This is a genomic window from Bacillus sp. FSL R5-0654 (assembly GCF_038008745.1).
In the GTDB taxonomy this organism is placed as follows: Bacteria; Bacillota; Bacilli; order Bacillales; family Bacillaceae; genus Bacillus; species Bacillus safensis.
Genome location: NZ_JBBOZV010000001.1, coordinates 3,001,469 through 3,025,548 on the forward strand (window position 1 = coordinate 3,001,469; position 24,080 = coordinate 3,025,548).

The following is a 24,080-nucleotide window of genomic DNA, read 5'->3' on the forward strand; positions in this document are numbered from 1 at the left end:
ATCGTGCTTTTTTTAATAAAAATCACCTTTTTCGTTTTAGGGTGCTATAAAATCTTTCAGTTGGTGTGCATCGACTGGATCACAAGCACTGCGATTTCATTTCAATTACGACATACTTTATTTATCCCACACTCTCATCTGCTAGTATACTATTTTTTATAACCAATGCTGCCGTTTCACTCGGATGGCTAAGAGGGAAATGATGGCCATATGGAACAAAATCAATTTTACCAAGATGCGCTGGAGCAGAATAGCCTCTGTCAAACTCCCCCCAGATAATATGAAGATTATCCTTTGTTAATTCATTGAATTCACCTTGATCGTTTTTCAATAGTAAATGATTAAGCTGAACCGTCGTATTTAAAATCCTAGGAGACGTAAAACTGTGTCTGATTTTTTCAATATAATGTTCAGGGATGTTCTCCGTCCTTTCAAACAAACCATTACTTAATAAATAACGCTCTATCATTTTAGGAGTTGCTAATTTTAATGACCATTTGTTCATCCATTGTGGAACATTTAGCGATTTAGCATTTCTTTTGACAACTGGCGGCTGAAGTAAAGTGATTGAATACTTCTTATCTATGTACCCTTGTCCTAGCGCTTTCAGTAGAATAAACGCACCGAATGAATGGCCGATTAGATGTGCACCATGAGCCGCTTTCTCTAATACCTTTTTCACTACATTCAAATAGATATCTAGAAGATGTTTCTCTCGTTTAAAAGGAGAACGCCCCAAACCTGGAAGATCCAAGATCCATACAGGCTGACCCGTTTTTTCATGAAGCTCTTGTGCTAAAGGAAATAAATCCTCTCCATCACTCAATAAACCATGTAATAAAATAAACGGCTTCCCCTCTCCTTGTAATTGGTAAAGGGTATTGTTATCGCATAATGTTCGCTCAAATACATGATGATGCTCACCATGTTGATCCATCATGCGATAATCCAGATCAGCTACTACGGCAGGGAAAAAGTTCATGACACTCGTCCTCTTAAACCAATCTCCCCCCATCATTTTTTTCACTGAAGCATTTGAAAATGTTCGTTTAGTCATAAAATTGAGTCCATCAGAAGGAATGTTTGTTATTTTACTTACTCCACTTTTCATTATTGCTTTCATAAACGGCATTGGGACAGAGATTTTTGGTGCTCTCATATTCATACTTTCCGACATCATACTTAATAATTCAGCAATGTTCTGATCTTGCTCTTTGTCTTCAACAAGTGTATATGTTTGAATAGCCGGCTGCTCCATCTTGAAAACCTGCACAATAAACTTCGCAAACTCATCGTTTGAAATCAGTGGCAGCCTATATCCTTTACCTCCAGGAATCACTGGCATAAGCCCTCTTCGCATACTTGTCACAAGCAATCCTAATCCTGCTATCTGCTCTGTACTCCCTGTTTTACTACTGCCGACCACAGTTGGCGGATTAATGACAGACAGCGGATAACCGACAGCTGATGCTTGTTGACGGATATAAAGATCTGCTAAAAATTTTGTTCTCTCATATGGATTTTTGATTTTCAAATAATCGTTTCCTTCTTTAAACACATCAATTGCAATCTTGCTATTTTCATCATCAAAGGGGCTCATATAACCGACAACATGAATAAAATGCTGCAAGCCCTTCAATTGATGAATATTTTTAGCTAATTCACCAATATATTTGGCGCCATTTAAAAAGACGGAAGCTGCCTCTTTACTTGTCGCTTGAATATCCATAGGGCCTCCTGCGTGAATCATCACATCAGTCTTCAATACGCTCTCTTTATCTTCAGGACTTAGACCTAAATCTATTTTCGTCAAATCACCTTCAATAAAGTGCATCACTGACTCTTTTAAAATACCTCTTTCTTGAAAAATGCGTGTCGCTTTACTTTTCGATCTCACTAAAAGAAGAATGTTCACATCCTCTTTGGCTAACTCTTCGACTAATTGCTTTCCGATAAAGCCTGTACCACCAATTAAAAATACTGTTTTCATATGAAGTCTCCTTTTTAGTACTTTTTAGTACTAATTTGATGTAAAAAAAATGCTTCTATTATCGAAGCAAGTGAAATAAATGATCTGCTGTTTTTGTGATGACAGTTGCATCCTTCAATGTTTCTGAAATAAATAACGCTCCTTCAAGATTTGTAATAAAGAGTGATGCCACCTCATCAATATGAATCGTATTTCTGAATTCCCCATTCTCTACCCCTTGTTTCAGTAATAGAGAAACTTTCTTTTGTAATCCTGTAAAAAAAAGACCTATTTTTTCTTTTATTTGCGTGGCCTGTGCAGGACTTTGAATATAAAGAGTAATAAATGGACAGCCTCCCTGATACTCTCTCGACTGAACGCCTTGTGATAATTGCTTTAAAAACATTTGGATACGATCTTCAACTGAAAATTGGGTCTGAGACATTACGTCGTCTATTGCAGCTTGATACATATCAATCCAATAATCAACGACCCCTTCTAATAATTCCTCCTTATTAGAAAAGTGATAATACACATTAGACTTTGATACTTTGCTTACACGTACCAATTCATCCATACTTGTATAAGCAAACCCTTTTTCCAAAAATAATGTTGCAGCTACTTCAAGTACACGTTTTTGATTCATTAATTTTAACTTTGTCATAATTAGAACTATACAGTACTAATTTGAATGTTGCAAGTATTTATGTTCCTGGTTTCTCGAACTAAAGCCATTTGTTAAGGATTCACACTGTATACTACTCCCTATCCATAAAAAAACACAACGCCATGAAGGCTTAATTAACAAGTGGTATCACTCGAAATTAAATGCCTTCAAAAAGCGTTGTGTATCAATGTTTTTTATTAACCAATAGAACCTTCCATTTCAAACTTAATCAAACGGTTCATTTCAACTGCGTATTCCATTGGCAGTTCTTTTGTGAATGGCTCGATGAAGCCCATGACGATCATTTCTGTTGCTTCTTCTTCAGAAATTCCGCGGCTCATCAAGTAGAAGAGCTGTTCTTCTGATACTTTTGATACCTTTGCTTCGTGCTCTAATGAAATGTTGTCGTTTAAGATTTCATTGTAAGGGATCGTATCAGATGTTGATTTGTTATCCATGATGAGTGTATCACACTCGATGTTTGAGCGTGCACCCTCTGCTTTTCGTCCGAAGTGAACGATTCCGCGGTATGTTACTTTACCGCCTTGTTTCGAAATCGATTTCGATACAATCGTTGAAGATGTGTTTGGTGCAAGGTGAATCATTTTCGCACCTGCATCTTGGTGCTGACCTTTACCTGCTAGGGCAATACTTAATGTCATACCACGAGCGCCTTCACCTTTTAAGATGACCGCTGGGTATTTCATTGTCAGCTTAGAACCGATGTTTCCATCAATCCATTCCATTGTTGCATTCTCTTCACATACTGTACGTTTTGTCACAAGGTTGAAGACGTTGTTTGCCCAGTTTTGAATCGTTGTATAACGGCAGTAGCCGCCTTTTTTAACGATGATTTCAACAACCGCACTGTGAAGTGAGTTTGTTGTGTAAACTGGTGCTGTACAGCCTTCTACGTAATGCACATGTGCGCCTTCGTCAACGATGATCAGTGTACGTTCGAACTGACCCATGTTTTCAGAGTTGATACGGAAGTACGCTTGAAGTGGAGTATCTACTTTTACGCCTTTTGGTACGTAGATAAATGAACCACCAGACCATACAGCCGAGTTAAGCGCAGCAAATTTGTTGTCAGTCGGAGGAATGACTTTTGCCCAGTGCTCACGGAAGATGTCTTCGTTCTCTTTTAATGCGCTGTCTGTATCTTTAAACACAATTCCTAGATCTTCAAGGTCTTGCTTCATGTTGTGATACACAACTTCAGATTCATACTGAGCAGATACACCAGCTAAATATTTTTGCTCTGCTTCTGGGATACCAAGCTTATCAAAGGTTTGTTTGATTTCTTCTGGTACTTCATCCCAAGAACGCTCAGAGCGCTCTGATGGCTTTACGTAGTACGTAATTTCATCAAAGTTTAATGCATTTAAATCTCCGCCCCATTGTGGCATCGGCATGTTGTAAAAGTGCTCAAGAGATTTCAAACGGAAGTCGAGCATCCACTGAGGCTCTTCTTTCATACGAGAAATTTCTTCAACGATCTCTTTTGTCAGTCCGCGCTCTGAACGGAAAATGGAAACGTCTTTATCAGAAAAGCCGTATTTATATTCACCAACATCTGGCATTTTTTTAGCCATCCATTTTCACTCCAATCTTATGATTTGCCGTTATCTTCGGCAGATGCGCCTTTTTCAAGCGCCTTCCAGGATAATGTTGCACATTTGATGCGGGCAGGGAATTTTGCCACTCCCTGCAGTGCCTCAATGTCACCAAGATCAATGGAATCGTCGTATTCTTTTCCTAGCATCATATCGGAGAAAATCTGAGACATTTTCAAAGCTGTTTCAATATCTTTCCCTTTAATCGCCTGCGTCATCATAGAGGCAGATGCCATCGAAATCGAGCATCCTTCTCCTTCAAATTTCGCATCAGTGACTTTATCGTCTTCGATTTTCATCGTAAGACGAATACGGTCACCACACGTTGGGTTGTTCATATCGACGACAATGCTGTCGTTTAACACACCTTTGTTTCTCGGATTTTTATAATGATCCATAATCACTTGTCTGTACAGTGTGTCTAAGTTTACATTAAAAGACATTCGTAAAATACTCCTTTGTCTTACGGAGCGCTGCAATAAGTTGGTCAATCTCTTCTTCTGTATTATACAGATAGAAGCTTGCTCTTGCAGTCGCTGATACACCAAGCCATTTCATAAGCGGCTGTGCACAGTGGTGTCCAGCACGAATGGCGACACCTTCCGTATCCAGAACAGTAGACGCATCATGCGGATGGACGTCATCTAAGTTAAACGTCACAAGCCCAGCTCGGTGCTGCGGTCCATAAACAGTCGCACCGTCAAGCTCCTTAAAGCGCTCAAGCGCATAAGTGGCAAGCTGATGCTCGTAACGGCTGACTTCCTCCATACCAATGTCATTTAAGAAGTCAATTGCTTTTCCTAGTCCAACTGCTCCAGCAATAATCGGTGTTCCCGCTTCAAATTTCCACGGCAGCTCTTTCCATGTGGAATCATACAGATCCACAAAGTCGATCATTTCACCGCCAAACTCAGCAGGCTCCATATTATTCAAAAGGTCCTTCTTCCCGTAAAGCACACCGATGCCAGTCGGTCCACACATTTTATGCCCCGAGAATGCGAAAAAGTCACAATCTAGATCCTGAACATCAATTTGCATGTGCGGGGTGCTTTGCGCACCGTCGACGACAATGATTGCCCCATGATCGTGGGCAATTTTGGCGATTTCTTTAATCGGGTTGATGGTTCCTAATACATTTGAGACATGTGTGACAGCGACGATTTTCGTTTGATGTGTGATCGTTTGCTTCACATCTTCAAGCGATAGCGTGCCGTCTTCCTGTAACGGAATGTATTTCAATGTGGCGCCAGTTGCTTTTGCTGCTTGCTGCCAAGGGATGATATTCGCATGATGCTCCATATGCGTAATGACAATCTCATCGCCTTCTTTGAGGTTGGCTCTAGCATAGCTGATCGCCACTGTGTTTAGTGCAGTCGTTGTACCTCTAGTAAAAATAATCTCCTGGACAGATGAAGCACGGATGAATGCACGAACTTTCTCTCTCGCACCCTCGTATGCGTCCGTTGCTCTTGTGCCAAGGGTATGAACACCCCGGTGGACGTTCGAGTTGTAAGACCGGTAATACTCATTCATTGCATCAATGACCACTCTTGGTTTTTGAGAAGTCGCTGCACTGTCCAAATACACCAAATCATGTCCGTTCACTTGCTGATGAAGGATTGGAAATTGCTCACGAACGTCTTTGATATTCATTATTTTACTTTCCTTTCAATTACAGAAATTAGCTGCTTTTTAACTCCTTCAATCGGCAGTTCTTTCACAACTGGATTTAAGAAGCCATAAATCACAAGTCTTTCTGCATCTTCTTTGGAAATACCGCGGCTCATGAGGTAGTACAATTGAATTGGATCAACACGTCCAACAGAAGCAGCGTGCCCTGCTGTCACATCATCTTCATCAATTAATAGAATTGGGTTTGCGTCACCGCGTGCTTTCTCACTCAGCATGAGGACACGTGATTCCTGCTCTGCATTTGACTTTGTTGCGCCATGCTCGATTTTGCCAATTCCGTTAAAGATAGAGGATGCTTGATCCTTCATCACACCATGCTTCAAAATATATCCTTCAGAGTTTTTACCGAAGTGGATGATGCTTGTTGTGAAGTTTTCTGTTTGGTTTCCTCGGCCGACAACAACTGATTTCGTATCACCGAATGTACCGTCGCCCATCAGTTTTGTGATGTTTTCAGATACGACGTCTCCATCATTCATCAAGCCAAGCGCCCATTCGATTTTACTGTCACGGCCATTTGCCATACCGCGTCTGTTTACATATACTGTGACTCCTTCTGCAAGGTTATCTACAGCACCGTATGTGACGCGGGCGTTAGCGCCTGTGAACACTTCAGAAACGATATTGAAGATCGCTTCTTCCGGTTTTGCTGTACTGATGTAGTTTTCTACATATGTCACAGCACTATGATCGTCTGCTACGACGATGACATGGTTGAACAAAGTCGTTTCATCATTTTCATGAAGATAAACAGCTTGAATTGGTGCTTCAAGCTCTACGTTTTTCGGTACATAGAGGAAAGCTCCGCCATTCACTAAAGCAGCATGTAAAGCTGTTAGTTTATGCTCATCCACTTTCACTGCATCTGTCATGAAGTATTGTTTCACTAAATCTCCATGCTCACGAATCGCTGTATGAAGATCAGTGAAGATCACACCTTTGTCTTTTGCTTCAGCTGAAAGAGACAAATAGGCCGGCGTTTGATCACGCTGAATGTAAACTGTCTTATCTGTGTCCTCTAAATCAATCAGAGATTTCACTTCTTCTGGAAGCTCTTCTAATGATCCAAATGGCGCACTTTCGACTGTATGCTGTTTGAAATTCGTTAAATTCCATTTTGAAATATTCGTTTTGTCAGGCTTTGGCATTGGGAGGTCTTCTGCTTTTTCAAGAGCCTGTAAGCGAAGGGAGCTCATCCATGCCGGTTCCTGATGCTTCTCGGAGAAGCTTTTGACATAATCTTGATCTACTGATAATTTCGTTTCTAATGTCATCAATAATCCTCCTAACGCTTACGCTTCTTGACCAACAGTTTCGTCTTCAATTCCTAACTCTTTTTTAATCCAGTCATAGCCTTCTGCTTCTAGACGCTGCGCGAGTTCTGGTCCGCCAGATTTCACGATACGACCTTGCATCATGACATGAACGTGATCTGGTGTGATGTAGTTCAGTAGACGCTGATAGTGAGTGATCATTAAACAGCCGAAGCTTTCGCCGCGCATTTTGTTAATTCCTTTAGAAACAACTTTCAAGGCATCGATATCAAGACCAGAATCGATTTCGTCAAGGATGGCGATCTTTGGTTCAATCATCATTAATTGAAGAATTTCGTTGCGTTTTTTCTCCCCGCCTGAGAAACCTTCGTTTAGGTAGCGCTGTGCCATATCTGGGTCCATTTCAAGGAACTCCATGTTTTCGTCCATTTTGCGGATGAATTTCATAAGAGAGATTTCATCGCCTTCTTCTCTGCGTGCGTTAATTGCAGAACGAAGGAAGTCAGCATTTGTAACACCGCTGATTTCAGATGGGTATTGCATCGCAAGGAAAAGACCAGCTTGAGCGCGCTCATCTACTTCCATTTCAAGGACATCTTCGCCATCAAGCAAGATGCTGCCTTTTGTTACTTCATATTTTGGGTGACCCATAATGGCAGCAGATAAAGTAGATTTACCTGTTCCGTTTGGTCCCATTACTGCGTGGAATTCTCCACCTTTTATCTCGAGGTTTACACCCTTTAAGATTTCTTTCCCTTCAATCTCAACGTGCAAGTCCTTAATTGTTAATGTCGAAGCAGTCATATATCGATACCTCCAAAATAATCATTATTCTCAATTTATTCTCATTCTAATTTTATAACAAATTAAAACTGAATACAACACATTCACGATAAGCGTGAGAGGATGCTCTCAAAATTCTAACAAAAAAAGCAGGTAGATAAAAGGATTTATGTCGAAAAGACTGTTTTCATAAAGAAAGGGCGGGAAACTGTTCTCCCCGCCCCTCAGCTATTATTAGCCTCTTATATTCATTTTTGCGAGCTGTCTTTTCTCATCTCGATAGGACTGCTCTCGTTTATATTCCACTTTCATCCTTAAGTCATGGTCTCTTTCGTACTCTGCATAGCTCATGCCATGAGCTTGATGCATGGCCTTTTCCATCTCGGCGGTATAATCCAATCCCAGTGTACTATGGTCCGAACAAATAATAAACCATTCCCTTCCTTGAGTGTAGCTTTATTGTAGCAAACGTATGCGGCTTCACTCAAAAGGGATATGACACCTTATGCTGGCATATTTTCTCACACAATCGGATGAGAAGCGCTCAACTCCCTGAGATGGAAAAATACCGTGTTTTGCTTCCCTTAATGCGTCTGTCCTCCAAATTCATCAATACATTGCTGAACGACAGTGATTCCTTGGCTTAGTGCTGCCCCGCCGCCAAAAGCTGCCGCCACGCTGACAACCTCCAGCAAATTCTCTTCTGTCGCCCCTTGATCGAGCGCTCCTTTTGTATGATAAATCATGCAGTATTCATCCTGCGCATGAATACTGATACCGAGGGCAATCATTTGTTTTTCCTTTTGCGTTAATGAATCGCTTTGGAAGCACTGCTCCGTAAATTCATTGAATTTCTTTCCAAACACCGGCATTTTCTTCTGGAATTCACCCATTGCGGTTTTATAATCAGTCAGTGATTGCTGCATGGATCCGCTCATATGCTGTTCATTCATTTTGATTCCATCCCTTCAGGTCATTTGTACGTTTTTATTATGAGCGAGATTTGAAAAAATACACAAAAAACCTCGCTTTGGTAGAAGCGAGGTTGCAGATTGTTGATAAAGGGCTAAAATGATCTTTATTTTAGCCCTTTGTCTTCCTTTCAGCGTGATAGAAAACCTTTGCAGTCTAGGAAGGACGAGCACCGGAGCGGAGCGAATTTGACATTCGTGAGCACCGGAGCGCAGAACTGACAAAGAATGCGAGGGTTTGTCTACATGCTGAAACCTCGCTTTGGTAGAAGCGAGGTTGAAATGTTGTTACTCAGATACAGGCAATACTGCACCGTCATATTTTTTGTCGATGAATTCTTTGATTTTATCAGAGTGAAGAACTTCCATTAATGCCTTGATCTTATCTGATTTTTCGTCACCTTTGCGAACCGCAACGATGTTTGCATATGGGTTGTTCTTTGTTTGCTCAAGTTCGATTGAATCTTTTTTCGGATTCAATTTATTTTGAATCGCATAGTTGACATTGATAAATACAGCATCGCCTTCACTGTTTTCATAAGCTTTCGCAGTTAATTCAGGTGCGATTTTTTTGAATTTTAGGTTCTTTGGATTTTCTTTAATGTTCTTTACTGTTGCGTTGATTGTATCAACCTTTGGATCAAGCTTGATGACACCAGCATTTTGCAGCAGGGCAAGCATACGGCCTTGTTCAGCTACGTTGTTTGTCATGATGATTGTGCCGCCGTTTGGAATATCCTTTACGGATTTGTATTTCTTAGAGTAGATACCGAAAGGCTCAAGGTGAACCGCACCAGCACTCACTAGGTTATAATCTTTGTTTGATTTATTTTCTTCGTTTAAGTAAGGGATATGTTGGAAAAAGTTTGCATCCACTTCTTTTTCAGCTAACGCTTTGTTGTACATTTTATAATCGCTAAGCACTTTCACTTTTAAATCGTAGCCTTTTTCTTTTAGAAGTGGTTTTGCTTCTTCAAGAATTTCGGCATGCGGCGTTTTTGAAGCGGCAACCGTAATGGTTTTGCTTTCACTTGCGTTATTAGATGAACCGCACGCAGCTAAAATACCTGCAAATGCTAGAAATAGTGCACTTAAAATCAATTTCTTCATGAATAAATCCTCCCTTAACGTTTATCAATTTTATTTGTAATCAAATCACCGATTATTTGAATAATAAAGACGATGATGAGAATAAACACAGTAGCTACAAGTGTGACATCTGTATTACCAGATTGGTATCCTTCCACATAGGCGAGGTCACCAAGTCCGCCTGCTCCAATTGCACCTGCAATCGCAGTAGAGCCAATCAGAGCAATTGCTGTTACGGTAATACCTGAAATAAGGGCTGGCAATGATTCTGGCAGCAATACTTTGAAAATGATTGTTGACGTTTTTGCTCCCATTGATCGTGCTGCTTCAATGACCCCTTTGTCTACCTCACGCAGTGCAATTTCGACAAGACGTGCATAGAATGGAGCTGATCCTATGACAAGGGCAGGGAGTGCTGCATTTGGGCCAAGAATCGTATGCATTAAGAATTTCGTGAACCCTAGTAATAGAATAATTAAAATGATAAAAGGAATCGATCTGAAAATGTTGACGACAGCGCCGATGACAGCATTGATCGGTTTATTTTCCCAAAGACCGCCTTTTCCTGTAAGGAAGAGCAGGAGTCCTAGGATAATCCCGATTGCAAAGGCAAATGCCAATGAAATCAGTGTCATATACACCGTTTCACCTGTTGCACTCCAGATGACGTCTAAATCAACGTTCGGAAACCATTTCTCAAACATGTGTCATCACCTCGATTTCAACCTGTTTGCTTTGGATATAGGCGATGGCTTTTTCTACCTCAGTCTCTTCCCCATTAATGTGGATAAAGAGTGTTCCAAACGCGCCTTCCTGCGTTTGAGAAATCTTCCCTTGAAGGATATTCACATCGACATTGAAGGATCGAATGATTTCAGTGATCAGCGGCTGCTCGGCAGAGTCTCCAATAAAGGACAACCGTACGACCTGACCTTCTTTTACTCGTTCTAAGACGTGCTCGATTGTTTCTTTCGCTTCCTCTGGTTCTGCAAGCTGTTTCACAAATCGTTTCGTCATTTCTTCCTTCGGTTGTCTGAAGACGCGTAATACTTCGCCTTCTTCGACAATGCGTCCATTTTCCATGACCGCAACGCGATGACAAATTTTGCGAATGACGTGCATTTCGTGTGTAATGAGCACAATCGTGAGCCCTAACCGTTTATTGATATCCGCCAAAAGCTCAAGGATCGAATCAGTCGTTTGCGGATCTAGCGCAGATGTCGCTTCGTCACATAGAAGAACCTTTGGATCATTCGCTAATGCTCTCGCAATGCCGACACGCTGTTTTTGCCCGCCGCTTAGCTGAGACGGGTATGCATTTTCTTTTCCTTCTAAACCGACCAATTTAATCAGTTCATTCGCACGCTCTCTCCGTTTAGATGTCGGTACACCTGCGATCTCAAGCGGGAACATAATGTTTTGTCTCACCGTTCTTGACCAAAGTAAATTAAAGTGCTGGAAGATCATGCTGATTTCTTGTCTTGCTTTCCGAAGTTTCGCATTCGATACTTCATTGATCCGGTTGCCTGCCACTTCAACAATTCCTTCTGTTGGCAGCTCCAGACCGTTTAATAGGCGAATAAGCGAGCTTTTCCCTGCACCGCTATACCCGATAATTCCGAATATTTCACCTTTATCAATATCCAAGTTGACGTCTTTCACGGCATCAACATTTCCGCTTTTTGAATGGTACGTTTTTGATACATTCTGTAAATGGATCACAGTCTGATCACCTGCTTTCTTGCTGAATCTATAGGTTTCCATCACATACGTTATTTATTCTTCTTTCTGTCATGACTCTAGCCTGGCGCCAGGTCAGTAAAAAAGACCTAACTGCAACGCAAGCAGAAAGGCCTTTTATGTCAATTACGCCTTTCTCTCATCTTTCAAAGCGCTGCGGCTTTGAGTGAATTGGCACCAATTTCAGCTATGCTGACGGTTGCCGGGTTTCATAGGGCACGTCCCTCCACCTCTCTTAATAAGAGAAAATATGTTGTTTTATGTGATGTTCATGTTTTTACTAACGTAGGATATCATGCTACCCGAGATATGTCAACGCTGTAAATCGCTAATTTCCAAGTAAACAACTACGTTATCATTTTTCGAAAAAAACCGTTCGTCAGCCAAAGCACTGCCTCTAGTCTAAGGAGCGCACGGAATGACCCTTTCACTTTGACTTGTCCTCTGCTGATTAACTGCTGTAAGGACATATCTCCATCTAATAATTGAAGAATTTCTTTTCTCTCACCATAAAAGATGAGATCCGATAACTCAATTGCAGGTAGTTTCTTCACTTCACCACGTTCATCCACAATCAATGTACAAGAGTCAGTTTCCGCCTCAAATGTAATCTTCAAGGATGATGATGAGAGCAGCGGCTTTAATAATAAACGCTGCCCTGTGTTACCATGGGCTTTCACATTTTCCACATGTATAACCTCCCTGTCATTTGGTTATACATAACATTTCTCTACAAACATCTTCTTGTCCTTTATAAATAACTCGACAAATTTTCAAATGAATTTCTTGAAATATGACAAAAAACCGCTTTATTTAGCGGTTTCGATCATTTCATGAAGATATGGAACTGAGTGAAAGGCATAGCCTTTTTGCACCAATTCACCTTTTTTAAACAGGAGAAAGCAAGGAACACTCTCGATTCCAAATGCTTTCGCAAAGCCTGGTGAATAGTTTAAATTGTTTTCGTAAAATGGTACATCCGGCTGCATGGCGTCTACGACTGCCAGCATTTTCTTTGCCAACTGGCATGTTCCGCAAAACGGTGTATATAAGTATAAAAGAAATAAATCGTCCTCTATCTCCTTGAATTCGTGTTCTTCAATCTCTTTCATATACGTCCACCCTCATAAATATTTCGAATGAACATCAATGTTTGCAGCTAATAGGATAGATGCAATGTGGGCTGACGGTGAAGCGGCCACTTCGCGGTACGTTCTGTCGACAAAAAGATGAAGTGCTTCAGGGAATTCTTTTCGAAATTGCTTCCGCAGTTTGTCGCCTGCATCGTCACTGTCAGCTAATATGTAAACGTCTTTCCCCACTAAATCGTCCACAAGCTGATCCAGCTTCGATGTACTGATCGTGCCATTGGTGCAAATGATGGTAACAGGTTCACTTATGACTTCTTTTAGCTTTTGTTTGTCTGTTTTACCTTCTACAATGATGACCTTTTCTATCTCGACATTCATCACGATCACCCGGCCCTTTTGACGTTGATTCACTTCTTCCTTAGATTACAATCTTTCATTCAGGTTGTAAAGATTGAGCGCCTCGTCATCAAAAAGACTGCAGCTTCTGTTCACTGCAGTCTCATCTGTGATTAGCACCAGCCATTTTCATCGTCACAGTCAACATATTTTTCTGTCCCATCGGTCAATGTATCCGTTAAACGATAAAAACGGTTTTGATCATAGGAATATCCCGATTTCAGCTCATATTGGTTTTCACTAATCATCGTGCCAATCTCTTCATTTTGATGATAAAGTACCATGCCGCTTTCTTTGAATCGTCCAGTGACATGCTCTGTTATATCCACGTGTTCTTTTTGAAAAGACAAATTGGACACCCCCCATAAAGGTAGAGTGTCCAATTTCTCATGATTTAGTCTTCTTTTGTCATTTCTTCATATTGCTCAGCCGTCATTAAGTTCTCAATTTCAGAAGCATCAGCTGGTTCTACCACGATCATCCATGCTTTTTCGTATGGAGAGTCGTTGACGAATTCTGGGCTGTCATCCAGCTCATCGTTCACTTCAACGATTGTGCCATTGATCGGTGCATAAAGTTCAGAAACGGTTTTCACTGATTCTACACTTCCGAAAGGCTCGTCCGCTGTGATTTTGTCTCCTACTTCAGGAAGCTCAACGAACACGATATCGCCCAGCTCAGATTGAGCAAAATGCGTAATACCGATACGCACCTTATCTCCTTCTACTTTGACCCATTCATGTTCTTCTGAATAACGTAAATCTTTTGGTGTGCTCATTCAATACCCCTCCAGTCTTTTCTTACAATCTATATTGAAGATACCACAATCTGAATGAAAGTTACATCATTTCCAGACGCTTTTAAATGTATCTTCATTAAATCCTACCGTGACTCGTTTTCCGTCTGTTGTAATCGGGCGCTTAATCAGCATTCCGTTAGACGCGAGTAATTCTAGCTGCTCGTCCTCTGACATTGCAGGAAGTTGATCTTTCAGCTGCAGCTCCCGGTATTTTTGTCCGCTTGTATTAAAGAATTTCTTCAGCTCTAAACCGCTTTTTTCGTAAAGGGCTTTTAATGTTTCTTTATCAGGCGTCTCTTCGACGATATGTATGCTGTTGATGTCTTTATTGTGTGCTTCCAGCCACTTTTTTGCTTTTCGGCATGTACCGCAAGATGGGTATTCGTAAAAATCTAAAGCCACCATTTTCACCTCCTGCAAATTGTGACAACATTTTATCACAAAATATTTTAAAAACCTAAATGTATGCTTACAAAAAGGTGCGGAGTGATATCCGCACCTTTCAGATTGTTGACAAAGGGCTAAAATGATCTTGATTTTAGCCCTTTGTCTTCTTTTCAGCTTGATAGAAAACCTTTGCAGCCCTAGGAAGGGCGAGTACCGGAGCGGAGCGAATTTGACATTCGTGAGCACCGGAGCGCAGAACTGACACCGAATGCGAGGGTTTGTCTACACGCTGAAAGGTGCGGAGTGATATCCGCACCTTTTAAGCCGTCCTTATACGATATATTTCTCTGCTTCAAAGATTCGTTTTGCCACTTCGCGCTTTTTGGCGATGACATTGATCGGCGTAAATCTTGTCAGCTTGCGAAGGGCTGACAGGCTCATGCGGAGTGAATCTCCTTCCTCCATCGCAATCAAAGATTCTTTTGCATGGGCTTCAATCTTTAAGAAAGCCTCCTGCGTGAAAATTTGTGTGTAAGCAAGCTTTTGTTCATTCTTTTCTGCCCCTGTTGCAGCGATTGCCTTTTCTGTACGCAGAATCGCTGATTCAGCAGCAAAAATTTCATTGACGATATCGGCTATGTTCACAAGAATTTCTTGCTCTTTGTCTAAGGCTTTCCCGTATTTCATAGCTGCCATACCAGCCACCATTAAGGCGATCTTTTTCGCATGGGCGAGCAAATATTTTTCTTGATCGAGCGGCTGATCGCCTGGCTCTTCCGGCATCATCATCATTAGCTCTTCCTGTAAGGTTTGCGCTTTTTGAAGCAGCGGAAGCTCTCCTTTCATCGCTTTCTTCAAGAATGTACCTGGTACAAGCAAACGGTTGATTTCGTTTGTCCCTTCAAAAATCCGGTTAATTCGCGAGTCGCGATAGGCTCTTTCGACCTCGTATTCTTGCATGAATCCATATCCGCCGTGAATCTGCACGCCTTCATCCACAATATAATCTAACGTTTCAGAGCCAAGCACTTTACAGAGAGAACATTCAATCGCATATTCCGCAATGGATTGGGCAGTTTGTTTGCCGTCTTTTTGCTCTTCATCACTTAAGAGCCCCATCCGCTGTTCAAATAATCCAACCGTACGGTAAACAGCACTTTCCATCGCATAGAGCTTTGCTGACATATTGGCTGCTTTTTCACCAATTAAGCTGAATCGAGAAATTGGTGTTTGGAACTGCTTACGCTGGTTCGCATATTCTGCCGACAATTGAATGACGCGCTTTGATGCACCGATTGTGCCGACTGCCAGCTTATAGCGCCCAATATTCAAAATGTTAAACGCAATCACATGACCTCTGCCAGCTTCACCGAGCAAATTCTCCTTCGGTACTTGGGCATCTTCAAGAATCAATGTTCTTGTCGATGATCCTTTAATACCCATCTTTTTCTCTTCAGGCCCCGTTTTGACACCTGGAAAATCCTTTTCGACGATAAAAGCAGAGAAGTGTTCACCATCAATCTTCGCATACACAACAAAGACATCGGCAAATGCGGAGTTTGTGATCCACTGCTTTTCTCCATTGAGGACATAATGGGTACCTGCTTCATTCAGAACTGCCGTTGTTTTTGCTCCAAGAGCGTCAGAACCTGATCCAGGCTCAGTAAGTGCGTACGCCGCAATGGTTTCACCAGAGGCGAGTCCAGGCAGGTACGCTTCCTTTTGCGCTTGATTCCCGAAGAGCACGATCGGCAGAGAACCAATACCGACATGAGCACCATAGGAAAGTGAGAAGCTTCCTGCTCTAGCGAATTTTTCAGTAATGATAGCGGAACTGATTTTATCTAATCCAAGCCCGCCGAATTCCTCAGGCACATCAGCTCCAAGCAGCCCAAGCTCACCAGCCTTTTTGAGAAGCCTGACCGAATGCTCGAACTCATGGTTTTCAATTTGATCAATATGCGGAACCACATCTTGTAAAATATAATCCTCTGTTGTTTTTCCAATCATTTGATGTTCATCAGAGAAATCCTCCGGTGTAAAAATATGCTCATAATTCGTCTCATCAATTAAAAAGCTTCCACCCTTTTTTACATCTTCCAATGCTTTCATTCTGATTTCCCCCTTTAGATCAATTCAAAAATGCCTGCTGCTCCCATGCCCCCGCCGATACACATTGTGACAATGCCAAATTGTTCGTTTCGCCGTTTCATTTCATGAATCAGTGACAGCGTTAGTTTCGTTCCTGTACAGCCGAGCGGATGTCCGAGCGCAATTGCCCCGCCATTGACATTCACCTTTTCCTCATCAATTCCTAAATGACGAATGACTTGAATTGCCTGAGAAGCAAACGCTTCGTTTAATTCAAACAGGCCAATATCCTTCAGCTCAAGTCCAGCGATTTTCAGCGCACGCGGAATGGCTTCAACCGGACCGATCCCCATCACTTCAGGCGGTACACCGCCAACCGCAAATGCTCTGAATTTAGCGAGCGGCTGAAGAGAAAGTGAGGATGCTTTCTCGCGGTCCATCATCATCACACACGCAGCCCCGTCACTTGTTTGAGACGAATTCCCTGCGGTCACCGTGCCTTTTGTTGAGAAGGCTGGACGCAATGTGGAAAGAATCTCCTCCGTTGTGCCTGCTCTCACACCTTCATCCTGTGAGAACGTGAATTGATGCTCTTCTAATTGATATTGCTCACCTACCCGTCGCTCTGTTACATCAACAGGCACAATTTCATCTGAAAATTTTCCTTCTTGAAGTGCCTTTGCTGCCTTTTGATGACTCCTCACCGCAAAAGCGTCCTGATCTTGACGTGTGACCTGATACTTTTGCGCCACTTGCTCTGCCGTGTGCCCCATGCTCATGTAGTATTCAGGTGCTTGCTCTGCCAAGAGAGCATTTGGACGAATGGAATGCCCCATCATCGGCACCTGTGACATCGATTCGACTCCTCCGGCTAAAATCGTGTCTGCCTGCCCGAGCATAATACGTTCACCCGCATAAGCGATAGATTGAAGTCCAGACGAGCAGTAACGGTTTATGGTGATGGCAGGTACCGTATAAGGCAGTCCCGCTAATGCCCCAATATTCCGGGCCACATTTAACCCCTGTTCTGCTTCCGGCGTTGCACAGCCAATGATCAAATCATCTATTTGACCGTCGTATTCACCGGCACGCTTTAACGTTTCTTTTACACATAATGCGCCCATATCATCAGGCCGGACATGTTTTAACGATCCTTTTTTCGCCTTCCCTACTGGTGTTCTTGCGCCAGCGACAATGACTGCTTCTCTCATTTTGACTCCCCCTTAGTTACGTAAAGGTTTTCCTTTGACGAGCATGTGCTGCATACGTGCCTGTGATTTCACTTCTCCTACAAGACTTAAAAAGGCTTCTCTTTCAAGCTCTAATAAGTATTGCTCCTCTACCTCTGTTCCAAATGGCAGTTTCCCGCCGGAAATGACATGAGCTAATTTTTTTACAATGGTCATGTCATGCTCTGAAATGTATCCTGACAGTCTCATATTTTCAGCAGCCAAAATCATCGCTGCATAGCCTGTTTCTCCCATGACCGGCACCTTTTGCTTGAGCGGCGCATGATAACCGGCTTCATCAAGAGAGAGCACCAGTTGTTTTGCATCATAGATCAGGTGATCCCCGTTCATACTGATCCGGTCACTCACGCGGAGCATGTTCATATCCCGCGCATCCTCAGCTGAAGTTGATACTTTTGCCATTGCAATTGTTTCAAATGTTTTCAGCGTGGCATCCTGTATAGCCGTCTGCGACGGCTTCGCTGATCCTTGCAGGTGACGAAGATATAACTCTTTGTTTCCGCCGCCTCCTGGAATCAGTCCAACTCCCGCTTCCACAAGTCCCATGTATGTTTCGCTGGACGCCTGAATAGCTGCTGCCGGCAGACAAACTTCTGTTCCGCCTCCTAATGTCATCCCAAATGGGGCGGCCACGACTGGGCGATTGCTATATTTCACCTTCATCATTGCCTGCTGGAAGCGTCTGATCACAAAGTCAATTTCAAAGAAATTGTCGTCCTGTGCCTCCATTAAAATCAGGGCAAGGTTTGCGCCAACACAGAAGTTCTTCCCTTGGTTTCCGATGACAAGCCCTTTATAATTCTTTTCCGTCTCATCAACAGCGCGATTAATCATATCAATGACATCTAGTCCAATGGCATTGCTTTTAGAGTGAAATTCGAGCAAGGCGACATCATCACCAATATCGATCAGGCTCGCACCAGAATTTTTGAAGATGACGTCGTGTTTCTTTTTCAATCTAGCTAAAGATATATGTTTGTCGTTTCCTTTTTCCTGTTCATAAGCCCCGTTATGATAAAACGCACGCTCTCCATCAGCATTCTCTTGATAGAATGTCTCATGTCCTTTTGACAGCATGTCTTGCACCCATGCTGGAATACTGTGGCCTTCTGCTTCCATGCGTTCAGCGGCTTTTTTGACACCTATTGCATCCCACAGCTCAAATGGGCCGTGCTGCCAGCCGAATCCCCATTTCATGGCGTTATCGATAGACTGAATATCATCCGCAATTTCACCTTTTAGATGAGCTGAATAAAGAAGTACGGGCGCTGTCATATTCCAAAGTAGTTGCCCTGCACGGCCATCCTGATAAATAAGCGCTTTCAACTTTGCTTTTGCACCCTTTTGCTGTTTCGCCATTTCAATGCCTGGATCTTTTAGCTTTGTGCGTTCACCATATGTGAGCGTCACTGGGTCAAGCTCTAAAATGACCTTCCCATTTTTTTGATAAAAACCTTGGCCTGCCTTGCTGCCAATCCATCCTTTTTCGAGCATTCTTTCAATAAACTCAGGCAGCTGGAAAATCTCTTTTTCCTTTCCTTCTACCTGCTCATATACGTTTCGTGCCACATGTGAAAACGTGTCGAGTCCCACTACATCCAGTGTACGGAAGGTCGCACTTTTCGGTCTTCCAATGAGAGGTCCTGTGACAGAATCCACTTCTCCGATAGTGTATTTGTTTTCAAGCATTTCACGCACTGTGACAAGAAGTCCATAAGTGCCAATGCGGTTTGCAATAAAGTTCGGTGTGTCCTTTGCTTCAACCACACCTTTGCCGAGTACATCCTCGCCAAATGTTTTCATAAATGACAGTACTTCTGGATCGGTTTCTTGAATAGGAATGATTTCTAAGAGCTTTAAATAACGAGCTGGGTTAAAAAAATGTGTGCCTAAAAAATGGCGTTTAAAATCATCTGATCGGCCTTCTGCCATTTTTTCAACTGAAATACCGGATGTATTGCTTGATACGATGCTTCCTTCTTTGCGGTGTTCGTCGATGAGAGAGAATACGTGCTTTTTGATGCTGAGCTTTTCAGTGACGACTTCAATGATCCAGTCAGCATCGTGTAATAAGGAAAGGTGGTCTGTGAGATTTCCCGGTGTGATGTATGATAGGTTTTTTGCTGAAGTAAGAGGTGCTGGCTTTTGCTTTAACAATTTTTTCATCGCTTCTTGACTTAATCGATTCCGAACACTAGGGTGATCAAGCGTCCGCTTTTTCGCCGTTTCTTCCTTTGTCAGTTCATTTGGCACAATATCTAGCAGTGTAACTGGTATCCCAATATTGGCTAAATGTGCAGCAATGCCTGAGCCCATGACACCTGAACCAATGACAGCCGCCTTGCGAATATGTTTGCCCATAAATATCCCCCTAAACATTTTGAATGAACAGTCATTCATTTTTTGTCCAAAAAAAAGCAATGCCTCTTTCTTTATCTTAAAAGATTTTCCGAAACAGTTCAATAGCAGATTTCAAAAATTTACACATTCTCGTGTGCCTTATTTTGCGGCGTATGAATTAAAGATGAGAGGGAATTGTAAGAATGGAGGTGATGTCCACATGTCTCGTTTGAAGAAAAACCCATCGAAAGCAGGCGTTAGTGCTGCAAGTGTAAAAGGAAACGCAGGTCCATCACAGGAAGCAGACCTAGGCGGGAAAAAAACCAGTCAAAATCAGCAATATAAAAAGAAACAGTAAGGAAACAAATTCGTAAGGAGGAACACAAGTTGAACAATCAGCAAATGAATATGCCCCCAGAAGTCATTTCAGTGAAGGATTCCTTGTACTTAGAGGATATGCTCAACTGGAATTTGATCGCCATGAAAAAGGCTCATTTTATGGCCGAGCATTGCCAGGACCAAACATTGAAACAAGAATTAAATCAAGTTGGGCAAATGCATCATCAGCATTACACACAAATTCTTCAGCATTTAGGCAGCTCAGGGCAAGGCCAGTCTACTGGCTTTATGCAATAGGAGGAAAAAACATGGAACAGCAAAACCAACAAAAAATCGGGAATCCACAAACTCCGGTTCCCACAACAACCAACATGAACGATCGTGATTTTGTCACAGACCTCTTGTCGACTGAAAAATATATGACAAGTGGATACAACACAGCGCTCAATGAATTCAGTCATGAATCTCTTTATCAGGATATTCAGCGAATTGCACTGGAAACACAGAAAACACAAAGACATTTATATGATGTCATGTTCCGATATGGCTGGTATTCTGTTGAAGCCGCTGATCAGCAAAAGCTCCAGCAGGCACACCAGAAATTCCAGCAAACACTGACAGATCAATCTCCGTACGGTTCATCACAAATGTCATAAGAAAAAAACTGCCAGTTGGAGCTGGCAGTCAATTGTTGATAAAGGGCTAAAATGATTTTTATTTTAGCCCTTTATCTTCTTTTCAGCGTGATAGAAAACCTTTGCAGTCTAGAAAGGGACGAGCACTGGCGCGGAGCGAATTGAACATTCGTGAGCACCAGCGCACAGGACTGACAAAGAATGCGAGGCTTTGTCTACACGCTGCTGGCAGTTTTTTAACGGTCTTTATTGGCGCGATGAGCTTCGTTCAACTGTTTGATTCGTTGAATCGTGTGTTTGATTTCTTCTTTTGCTTCTGGATACGTTTCATTGAAATGCTTTGCTAGCGGCGGCATGCTTTTTGCGATATGGGAGTAGATCACCCATTGTTTCACATCTTGTTTCAGCTCGTCTGTTGATTCACCGAGCAGCAGCTCTGTATATTTATCAAGCAAGCCTTCCAGCTTTTCATCTAATTCATTTCCCATTGATATTCCGCTCCTTTTTCAGAAAAAAGCCTGACTCTGTGAGACACAGATGTCAGGCTTTTGACATACGATTATCTTGCAGCAAGAAACGTTTCAGCTTGCGCTTGCTGCACAATACAGCGTCCTCTACCGTGCGGAATACATAATGGTGTTCCAAATAAAGGATCTGTTGTCACTTGGCAATTCATATCAAAGACATTTTTCACAAGATCACAATTAATCACTGTTTCTGGTCTGCCTTCTGCATAGATTGACTTGTCTTTAATCGCGACAAGATGATGAGCATATCTGCATGCAAGATTGAGGTCATGAAGAACCATCACAATCGTGCGCTGCTCTTTCTCATTTAAATCAAACAGAAGATCCAAAATTTCGATTTGATGCGTCATGTCTAAATATGTCGTCGGCTCATCTAACAAAATAATATCGGTCTCTTGGGCCAGCGTCATCGCAATCCATGCACGCTGCCTTTGTCCACCTGATAATGAATCAACGGTCCGATCAGCAAGATCTTCCATCTTTGTTGACTTCAATGCGCGGTTCACAGCTTCTTCATCTTGCTTCGACCACTGCTTCAGCCAATTTTGATAAGGATATCTTCCTTGCTTCACTAACTGATGCACGGTTAATCCTTCTGGCGCTTCTGGTCCTTGTGGAAGAATGGCGAGCTGTTTCGCTACTTCTTTTGTTGGTAATTTTGCAATGGAATGACCTTCAAGCAGGACAGAACCACCCATTGGCTTCATGAGTCGGGCCAAAGAGCGAAGTAGCGTGGATTTACCACATCCATTACTGCCAATAAATACTGTGATTTCACCCTTAGGGATTGATACATTTAGTTCATCGATGATCATTGTTTCTCCGTAGCCTAAGCTTAAACCTTCAGTAGAAATGGCACTCATTCCGCTCAAACGCTCCTTTTCTCATCCAAATTTTTATATGAAATATCGTCTATGTACAGACGTAAAAGATCACTTATCTCAATTTAGTGTATCAGATTTAAGTGATCTTGAAAATCATTTTCAATTAAAAAATGAGAAAGTCTCGTTTATTTCTTCCTTTGGAATGTACGTTTGGTCCCATCCTCGAGCTTTAAATCGATCTGAATCCGCTGATAATCATCATCTAAATTAAAAGCAGTTAATAGTTCATTTACATACGCTTCATTGATCTTTGCACTAGGAATCGATATATCATTCAGCTTCATCTTCATCTCGCGCAAGGCTTCTTCTCCTTCATAGCGGGCTCCATTCATATGATCACGAATGATTGCTTCCTCTTTGCCTCTTGCCTGACGGTAGGTCGCTTCGTATAATTCGTTTTTCTGTCCATATTGGACAAGCAGATGCACATGCTGAAATGGCAGTTCCTTCATTTGAACAGCTGATAGACTTTCTGCTTCTGCTTCATGTGTTTGTTGTAACGGTTCAACTGATTGACAGCCGGACAGCATAAAGAGCAGCACTCCTATTCGTCCCGCCTTCTTCCAACACATCATGTGTTTCCTCCTATTTCACAGCATCGCTTTTTATTCTTCTCCAGGCTCCTTTTTGTTATTCAATAAAACAGCCCACTATGATAAATTGAAACAAAAAGGAGGACCGGATGATGAAAAGAACAGCCATTGTAACTGGTGCCAATAGCGGCTTTGGCAAGCTCATCACGATGTGTCTCGCAAAGCGGGGCTATACAGTGATTGCCGGCGTCAGACAGGAAACCAATGCCAAAAAGCTCGCTGAAGAAATCGAGGAAGCCTCTTTATCTGGCATGATACATATTGAAGCGTTAGATGTGACCGATACGCAGTCGATTCAAGCATTTCAGAAGAAGCTTCATACCTATGCACCCATTACCCTGCTTGTGAACAATGCGGGAACAGCCTTTGCTGGTTTTGCGGAGGAGGTTCCTGTCGATACATACCGCCAACAATTTGAAGTGAATGTCTTCGGTGTGATGGAAATGACCCAAGCAGTGCTGCCGTTTATGACGAGTGGCGCAAAAATTTTCAATATGAGCAGTATCAGTGGATTAATGGGAATGCCTGCACTTTCTCCATATGTATCGTCTAAGTTTGCGTTGGAAGGCTATACAGAAAGCTTGCGGATTGAACTGGCTTCGTTCGGTATACAGGCGGCCTTGATCGAGCCAGGCTCTTTCCAGACGAATATTTGGAACACTTCCATGAACGAGCAAATGATTCAGCCAGCAGAAGGTTCGAAATACACAAAACTCTATCAAAAGATGATGGCCCATATTGATGCCCAGAAATCCAACTATGGAGATCCTCGTGAAGTGGCAGAGCTTGTTGTACGATTAGCAGAAAAGAAGCGGCTGAAACGGCTGAGATATCTTGTTGGAAAAGGTGTACGACTTTCATTCACAGCAAAGCAGCTTCTGCCATGGAACATGTGGGAACACATCATACTACGTACACTCTCTTCAAAAAAATAAGCACAAAAAAAC

At 42.2% G+C, this 24,080-nt stretch carries 28 protein-coding genes and 1 riboswitch; of the genes, 4 read left to right on the top strand and 24 right to left on the bottom strand.

The genetic code is table 11. From position 1 onward, the window contains the following. Nucleotides 1–121: 121 nt before the first annotated feature. The 21 genes from NSS76_RS15440 to NSS76_RS15540 all read right to left on the bottom strand — a co-directional run bounded on the left by NSS76_RS15440 (nucleotide 122) and on the right by NSS76_RS15540 (nucleotide 20,176). On the bottom strand, nucleotides 122–1,990 hold the full coding sequence (locus NSS76_RS15440; protein ID WP_341082425.1) for an alpha/beta fold hydrolase: 1,869 nt from the start codon (nucleotides 1,988–1,990) through the stop codon (nucleotides 122–124). Nucleotides 1,991–2,048: 58 nt separating this feature from the next. Next, nucleotides 2,049–2,615: a TetR/AcrR family transcriptional regulator gene (locus NSS76_RS15445; protein WP_281237571.1), complete on the bottom strand. Its 567-nt coding sequence runs from the start codon at nucleotides 2,613–2,615 to the stop codon at nucleotides 2,049–2,051. A 218-nt stretch (nucleotides 2,616–2,833) separates the two neighbouring features. After that, nucleotides 2,834–4,231, bottom strand: a complete 1,398-nt coding sequence (gene sufB, locus NSS76_RS15450; protein WP_007500362.1) for a Fe-S cluster assembly protein SufB — start codon at nucleotides 4,229–4,231, stop codon at nucleotides 2,834–2,836. Nucleotides 4,232–4,248: 17 nt separating this feature from the next. After that, nucleotides 4,249–4,695: a Fe-S cluster assembly sulfur transfer protein SufU gene (gene sufU / locus NSS76_RS15455; RefSeq protein WP_041115744.1), complete on the bottom strand. Its 447-nt coding sequence runs from the start codon at nucleotides 4,693–4,695 to the stop codon at nucleotides 4,249–4,251. Next, on the bottom strand, nucleotides 4,685–5,905 hold the full coding sequence (locus NSS76_RS15460) for a cysteine desulfurase (RefSeq protein WP_169055662.1): 1,221 nt from the start codon (nucleotides 5,903–5,905) through the stop codon (nucleotides 4,685–4,687). The genes sufU and NSS76_RS15460 overlap by 11 nt, the downstream gene beginning before the upstream one ends. Next, entirely contained in the window at nucleotides 5,905–7,218 is a 1,314-nt protein-coding gene (gene sufD / locus NSS76_RS15465) for a Fe-S cluster assembly protein SufD (protein WP_024423399.1), read from the bottom strand. Before sufD ends, NSS76_RS15460 begins: the two co-directional genes overlap by 1 nt. Before the next feature lie 18 nt (nucleotides 7,219–7,236). Then, on the bottom strand, nucleotides 7,237–8,022 hold the full coding sequence (gene sufC, locus NSS76_RS15470; protein ID WP_007500355.1) for a Fe-S cluster assembly ATPase SufC: 786 nt from the start codon (nucleotides 8,020–8,022) through the stop codon (nucleotides 7,237–7,239). A 213-nt stretch (nucleotides 8,023–8,235) separates the two neighbouring features. Beyond that, the gene (locus tag NSS76_RS15475) at nucleotides 8,236–8,370 is read right to left on the bottom strand and encodes a hypothetical protein (protein WP_254965641.1); all 135 of its coding nucleotides are present in this window, start codon (nucleotides 8,368–8,370) and stop codon (nucleotides 8,236–8,238) included. A gap of 215 nt (nucleotides 8,371–8,585) precedes the next feature. Beyond that, entirely contained in the window at nucleotides 8,586–8,954 is a 369-nt protein-coding gene (locus NSS76_RS15480) for a carboxymuconolactone decarboxylase family protein (RefSeq protein ID WP_003212803.1), read from the bottom strand. 306 nt (nucleotides 8,955–9,260) lie between these two features. Beyond that, complete coding sequence (metQ, locus tag NSS76_RS15485) at nucleotides 9,261–10,082, bottom strand: methionine ABC transporter substrate-binding lipoprotein MetQ (RefSeq protein ID WP_024423400.1); 822 nt, start codon at nucleotides 10,080–10,082, stop codon at nucleotides 9,261–9,263. A 14-nt stretch (nucleotides 10,083–10,096) separates the two neighbouring features. Next, entirely contained in the window at nucleotides 10,097–10,765 is a 669-nt protein-coding gene (locus NSS76_RS15490; protein WP_024423401.1) for a methionine ABC transporter permease, read from the bottom strand. Next, the gene (locus NSS76_RS15495; RefSeq protein WP_024423402.1) at nucleotides 10,758–11,783 is read right to left on the bottom strand and encodes a methionine ABC transporter ATP-binding protein; all 1,026 of its coding nucleotides are present in this window, start codon (nucleotides 11,781–11,783) and stop codon (nucleotides 10,758–10,760) included. The genes NSS76_RS15490 and NSS76_RS15495 overlap by 8 nt, the downstream gene beginning before the upstream one ends. A 154-nt stretch (nucleotides 11,784–11,937) precedes the next feature. Further along, nucleotides 11,938–12,046: riboswitch (SAM riboswitch) on the bottom strand. A gap of 102 nt (nucleotides 12,047–12,148) precedes the next feature. Continuing rightward, entirely contained in the window at nucleotides 12,149–12,490 is a 342-nt protein-coding gene (locus NSS76_RS15500; protein WP_024423403.1) for an SCP2 sterol-binding domain-containing protein, read from the bottom strand. Between the two features lie 120 nt (nucleotides 12,491–12,610). Next, nucleotides 12,611–12,913 (bottom strand): thioredoxin family protein, encoded by a 303-nt coding sequence (locus NSS76_RS15505; RefSeq protein ID WP_254805938.1) that lies wholly within the window; start codon nucleotides 12,911–12,913, stop codon nucleotides 12,611–12,613. A 12-nt stretch (nucleotides 12,914–12,925) separates the two neighbouring features. Then, nucleotides 12,926–13,270: a toprim domain-containing protein gene (locus tag NSS76_RS15510; RefSeq protein ID WP_024423404.1), complete on the bottom strand. Its 345-nt coding sequence runs from the start codon at nucleotides 13,268–13,270 to the stop codon at nucleotides 12,926–12,928. Nucleotides 13,271–13,401: 131 nt separating this feature from the next. Then, nucleotides 13,402–13,638: a YusG family protein gene (locus NSS76_RS15515; RefSeq protein ID WP_024423405.1), complete on the bottom strand. Its 237-nt coding sequence runs from the start codon at nucleotides 13,636–13,638 to the stop codon at nucleotides 13,402–13,404. A 44-nt stretch (nucleotides 13,639–13,682) separates the two neighbouring features. Further along, on the bottom strand, nucleotides 13,683–14,066 hold the full coding sequence (gene gcvH / locus NSS76_RS15520; protein ID WP_008347039.1) for a glycine cleavage system protein GcvH: 384 nt from the start codon (nucleotides 14,064–14,066) through the stop codon (nucleotides 13,683–13,685). Between the two features lie 66 nt (nucleotides 14,067–14,132). Beyond that, a complete protein-coding gene (locus tag NSS76_RS15525; protein ID WP_024423406.1) occupies nucleotides 14,133–14,489 on the bottom strand; it encodes an arsenate reductase family protein in 357 nt (118 codons plus the stop codon). Between the two features lie 315 nt (nucleotides 14,490–14,804). Further along, complete coding sequence (locus tag NSS76_RS15530) at nucleotides 14,805–16,586, bottom strand: acyl-CoA dehydrogenase family protein (protein ID WP_341082426.1); 1,782 nt, start codon at nucleotides 16,584–16,586, stop codon at nucleotides 14,805–14,807. Nucleotides 16,587–16,600: 14 nt separating this feature from the next. Next, complete coding sequence (locus tag NSS76_RS15535) at nucleotides 16,601–17,776, bottom strand: acetyl-CoA C-acetyltransferase (protein ID WP_024426007.1); 1,176 nt, start codon at nucleotides 17,774–17,776, stop codon at nucleotides 16,601–16,603. A 12-nt stretch (nucleotides 17,777–17,788) separates the two neighbouring features. Further along, nucleotides 17,789–20,176 carry a 3-hydroxyacyl-CoA dehydrogenase/enoyl-CoA hydratase family protein gene (locus NSS76_RS15540; RefSeq protein WP_103131592.1) on the bottom strand — a complete coding sequence of 796 codons (2,388 nt, stop codon included), beginning with the start codon at nucleotides 20,174–20,176 and terminating at the stop codon, nucleotides 17,789–17,791. A gap of 199 nt (nucleotides 20,177–20,375) precedes the next feature. Here NSS76_RS15540 and NSS76_RS15545 point away from each other — a divergent pair, with 199 nt between their 5' ends. Genes NSS76_RS15545 through NSS76_RS15555 form a run of 3 tightly spaced genes read left to right on the top strand, consistent with a single transcriptional unit; the run spans nucleotide 20,376 to nucleotide 21,150 of the window. Then, nucleotides 20,376–20,513 carry a YuzL family protein gene (locus NSS76_RS15545; RefSeq protein ID WP_103131593.1) on the top strand — a complete coding sequence of 46 codons (138 nt, stop codon included), beginning with the start codon at nucleotides 20,376–20,378 and terminating at the stop codon, nucleotides 20,511–20,513. Between the two features lie 44 nt (nucleotides 20,514–20,557). Next, entirely contained in the window at nucleotides 20,558–20,791 is a 234-nt protein-coding gene (locus NSS76_RS15550; RefSeq protein WP_224426662.1) for a hypothetical protein, read from the top strand. 11 nt (nucleotides 20,792–20,802) lie between these two features. Further along, on the top strand, nucleotides 20,803–21,150 hold the full coding sequence (locus tag NSS76_RS15555; protein WP_024423410.1) for a spore coat protein: 348 nt from the start codon (nucleotides 20,803–20,805) through the stop codon (nucleotides 21,148–21,150). Between the two features lie 215 nt (nucleotides 21,151–21,365). On the opposite strand, the gene NSS76_RS15560 is transcribed toward NSS76_RS15555, so the two are convergent. The 3 genes from NSS76_RS15560 to NSS76_RS15570 form a co-directional block, all read right to left on the bottom strand. Then, nucleotides 21,366–21,617: a YusU family protein gene (locus NSS76_RS15560; protein WP_024423411.1), complete on the bottom strand. Its 252-nt coding sequence runs from the start codon at nucleotides 21,615–21,617 to the stop codon at nucleotides 21,366–21,368. 71 nt (nucleotides 21,618–21,688) lie between these two features. Beyond that, nucleotides 21,689–22,519 carry an ABC transporter ATP-binding protein gene (locus NSS76_RS15565; RefSeq protein ID WP_008347057.1) on the bottom strand — a complete coding sequence of 277 codons (831 nt, stop codon included), beginning with the start codon at nucleotides 22,517–22,519 and terminating at the stop codon, nucleotides 21,689–21,691. 146 nt (nucleotides 22,520–22,665) lie between these two features. Beyond that, nucleotides 22,666–23,112 carry a YusW family protein gene (locus tag NSS76_RS15570; protein ID WP_326161188.1) on the bottom strand — a complete coding sequence of 149 codons (447 nt, stop codon included), beginning with the start codon at nucleotides 23,110–23,112 and terminating at the stop codon, nucleotides 22,666–22,668. 113 nt (nucleotides 23,113–23,225) lie between these two features. Here NSS76_RS15570 and NSS76_RS15575 point away from each other — a divergent pair, with 113 nt between their 5' ends. After that, nucleotides 23,226–24,068 carry an oxidoreductase gene (locus NSS76_RS15575; protein WP_270128170.1) on the top strand — a complete coding sequence of 281 codons (843 nt, stop codon included), beginning with the start codon at nucleotides 23,226–23,228 and terminating at the stop codon, nucleotides 24,066–24,068. The last annotated feature ends 12 nt before the right edge of the window (nucleotides 24,069–24,080 follow it).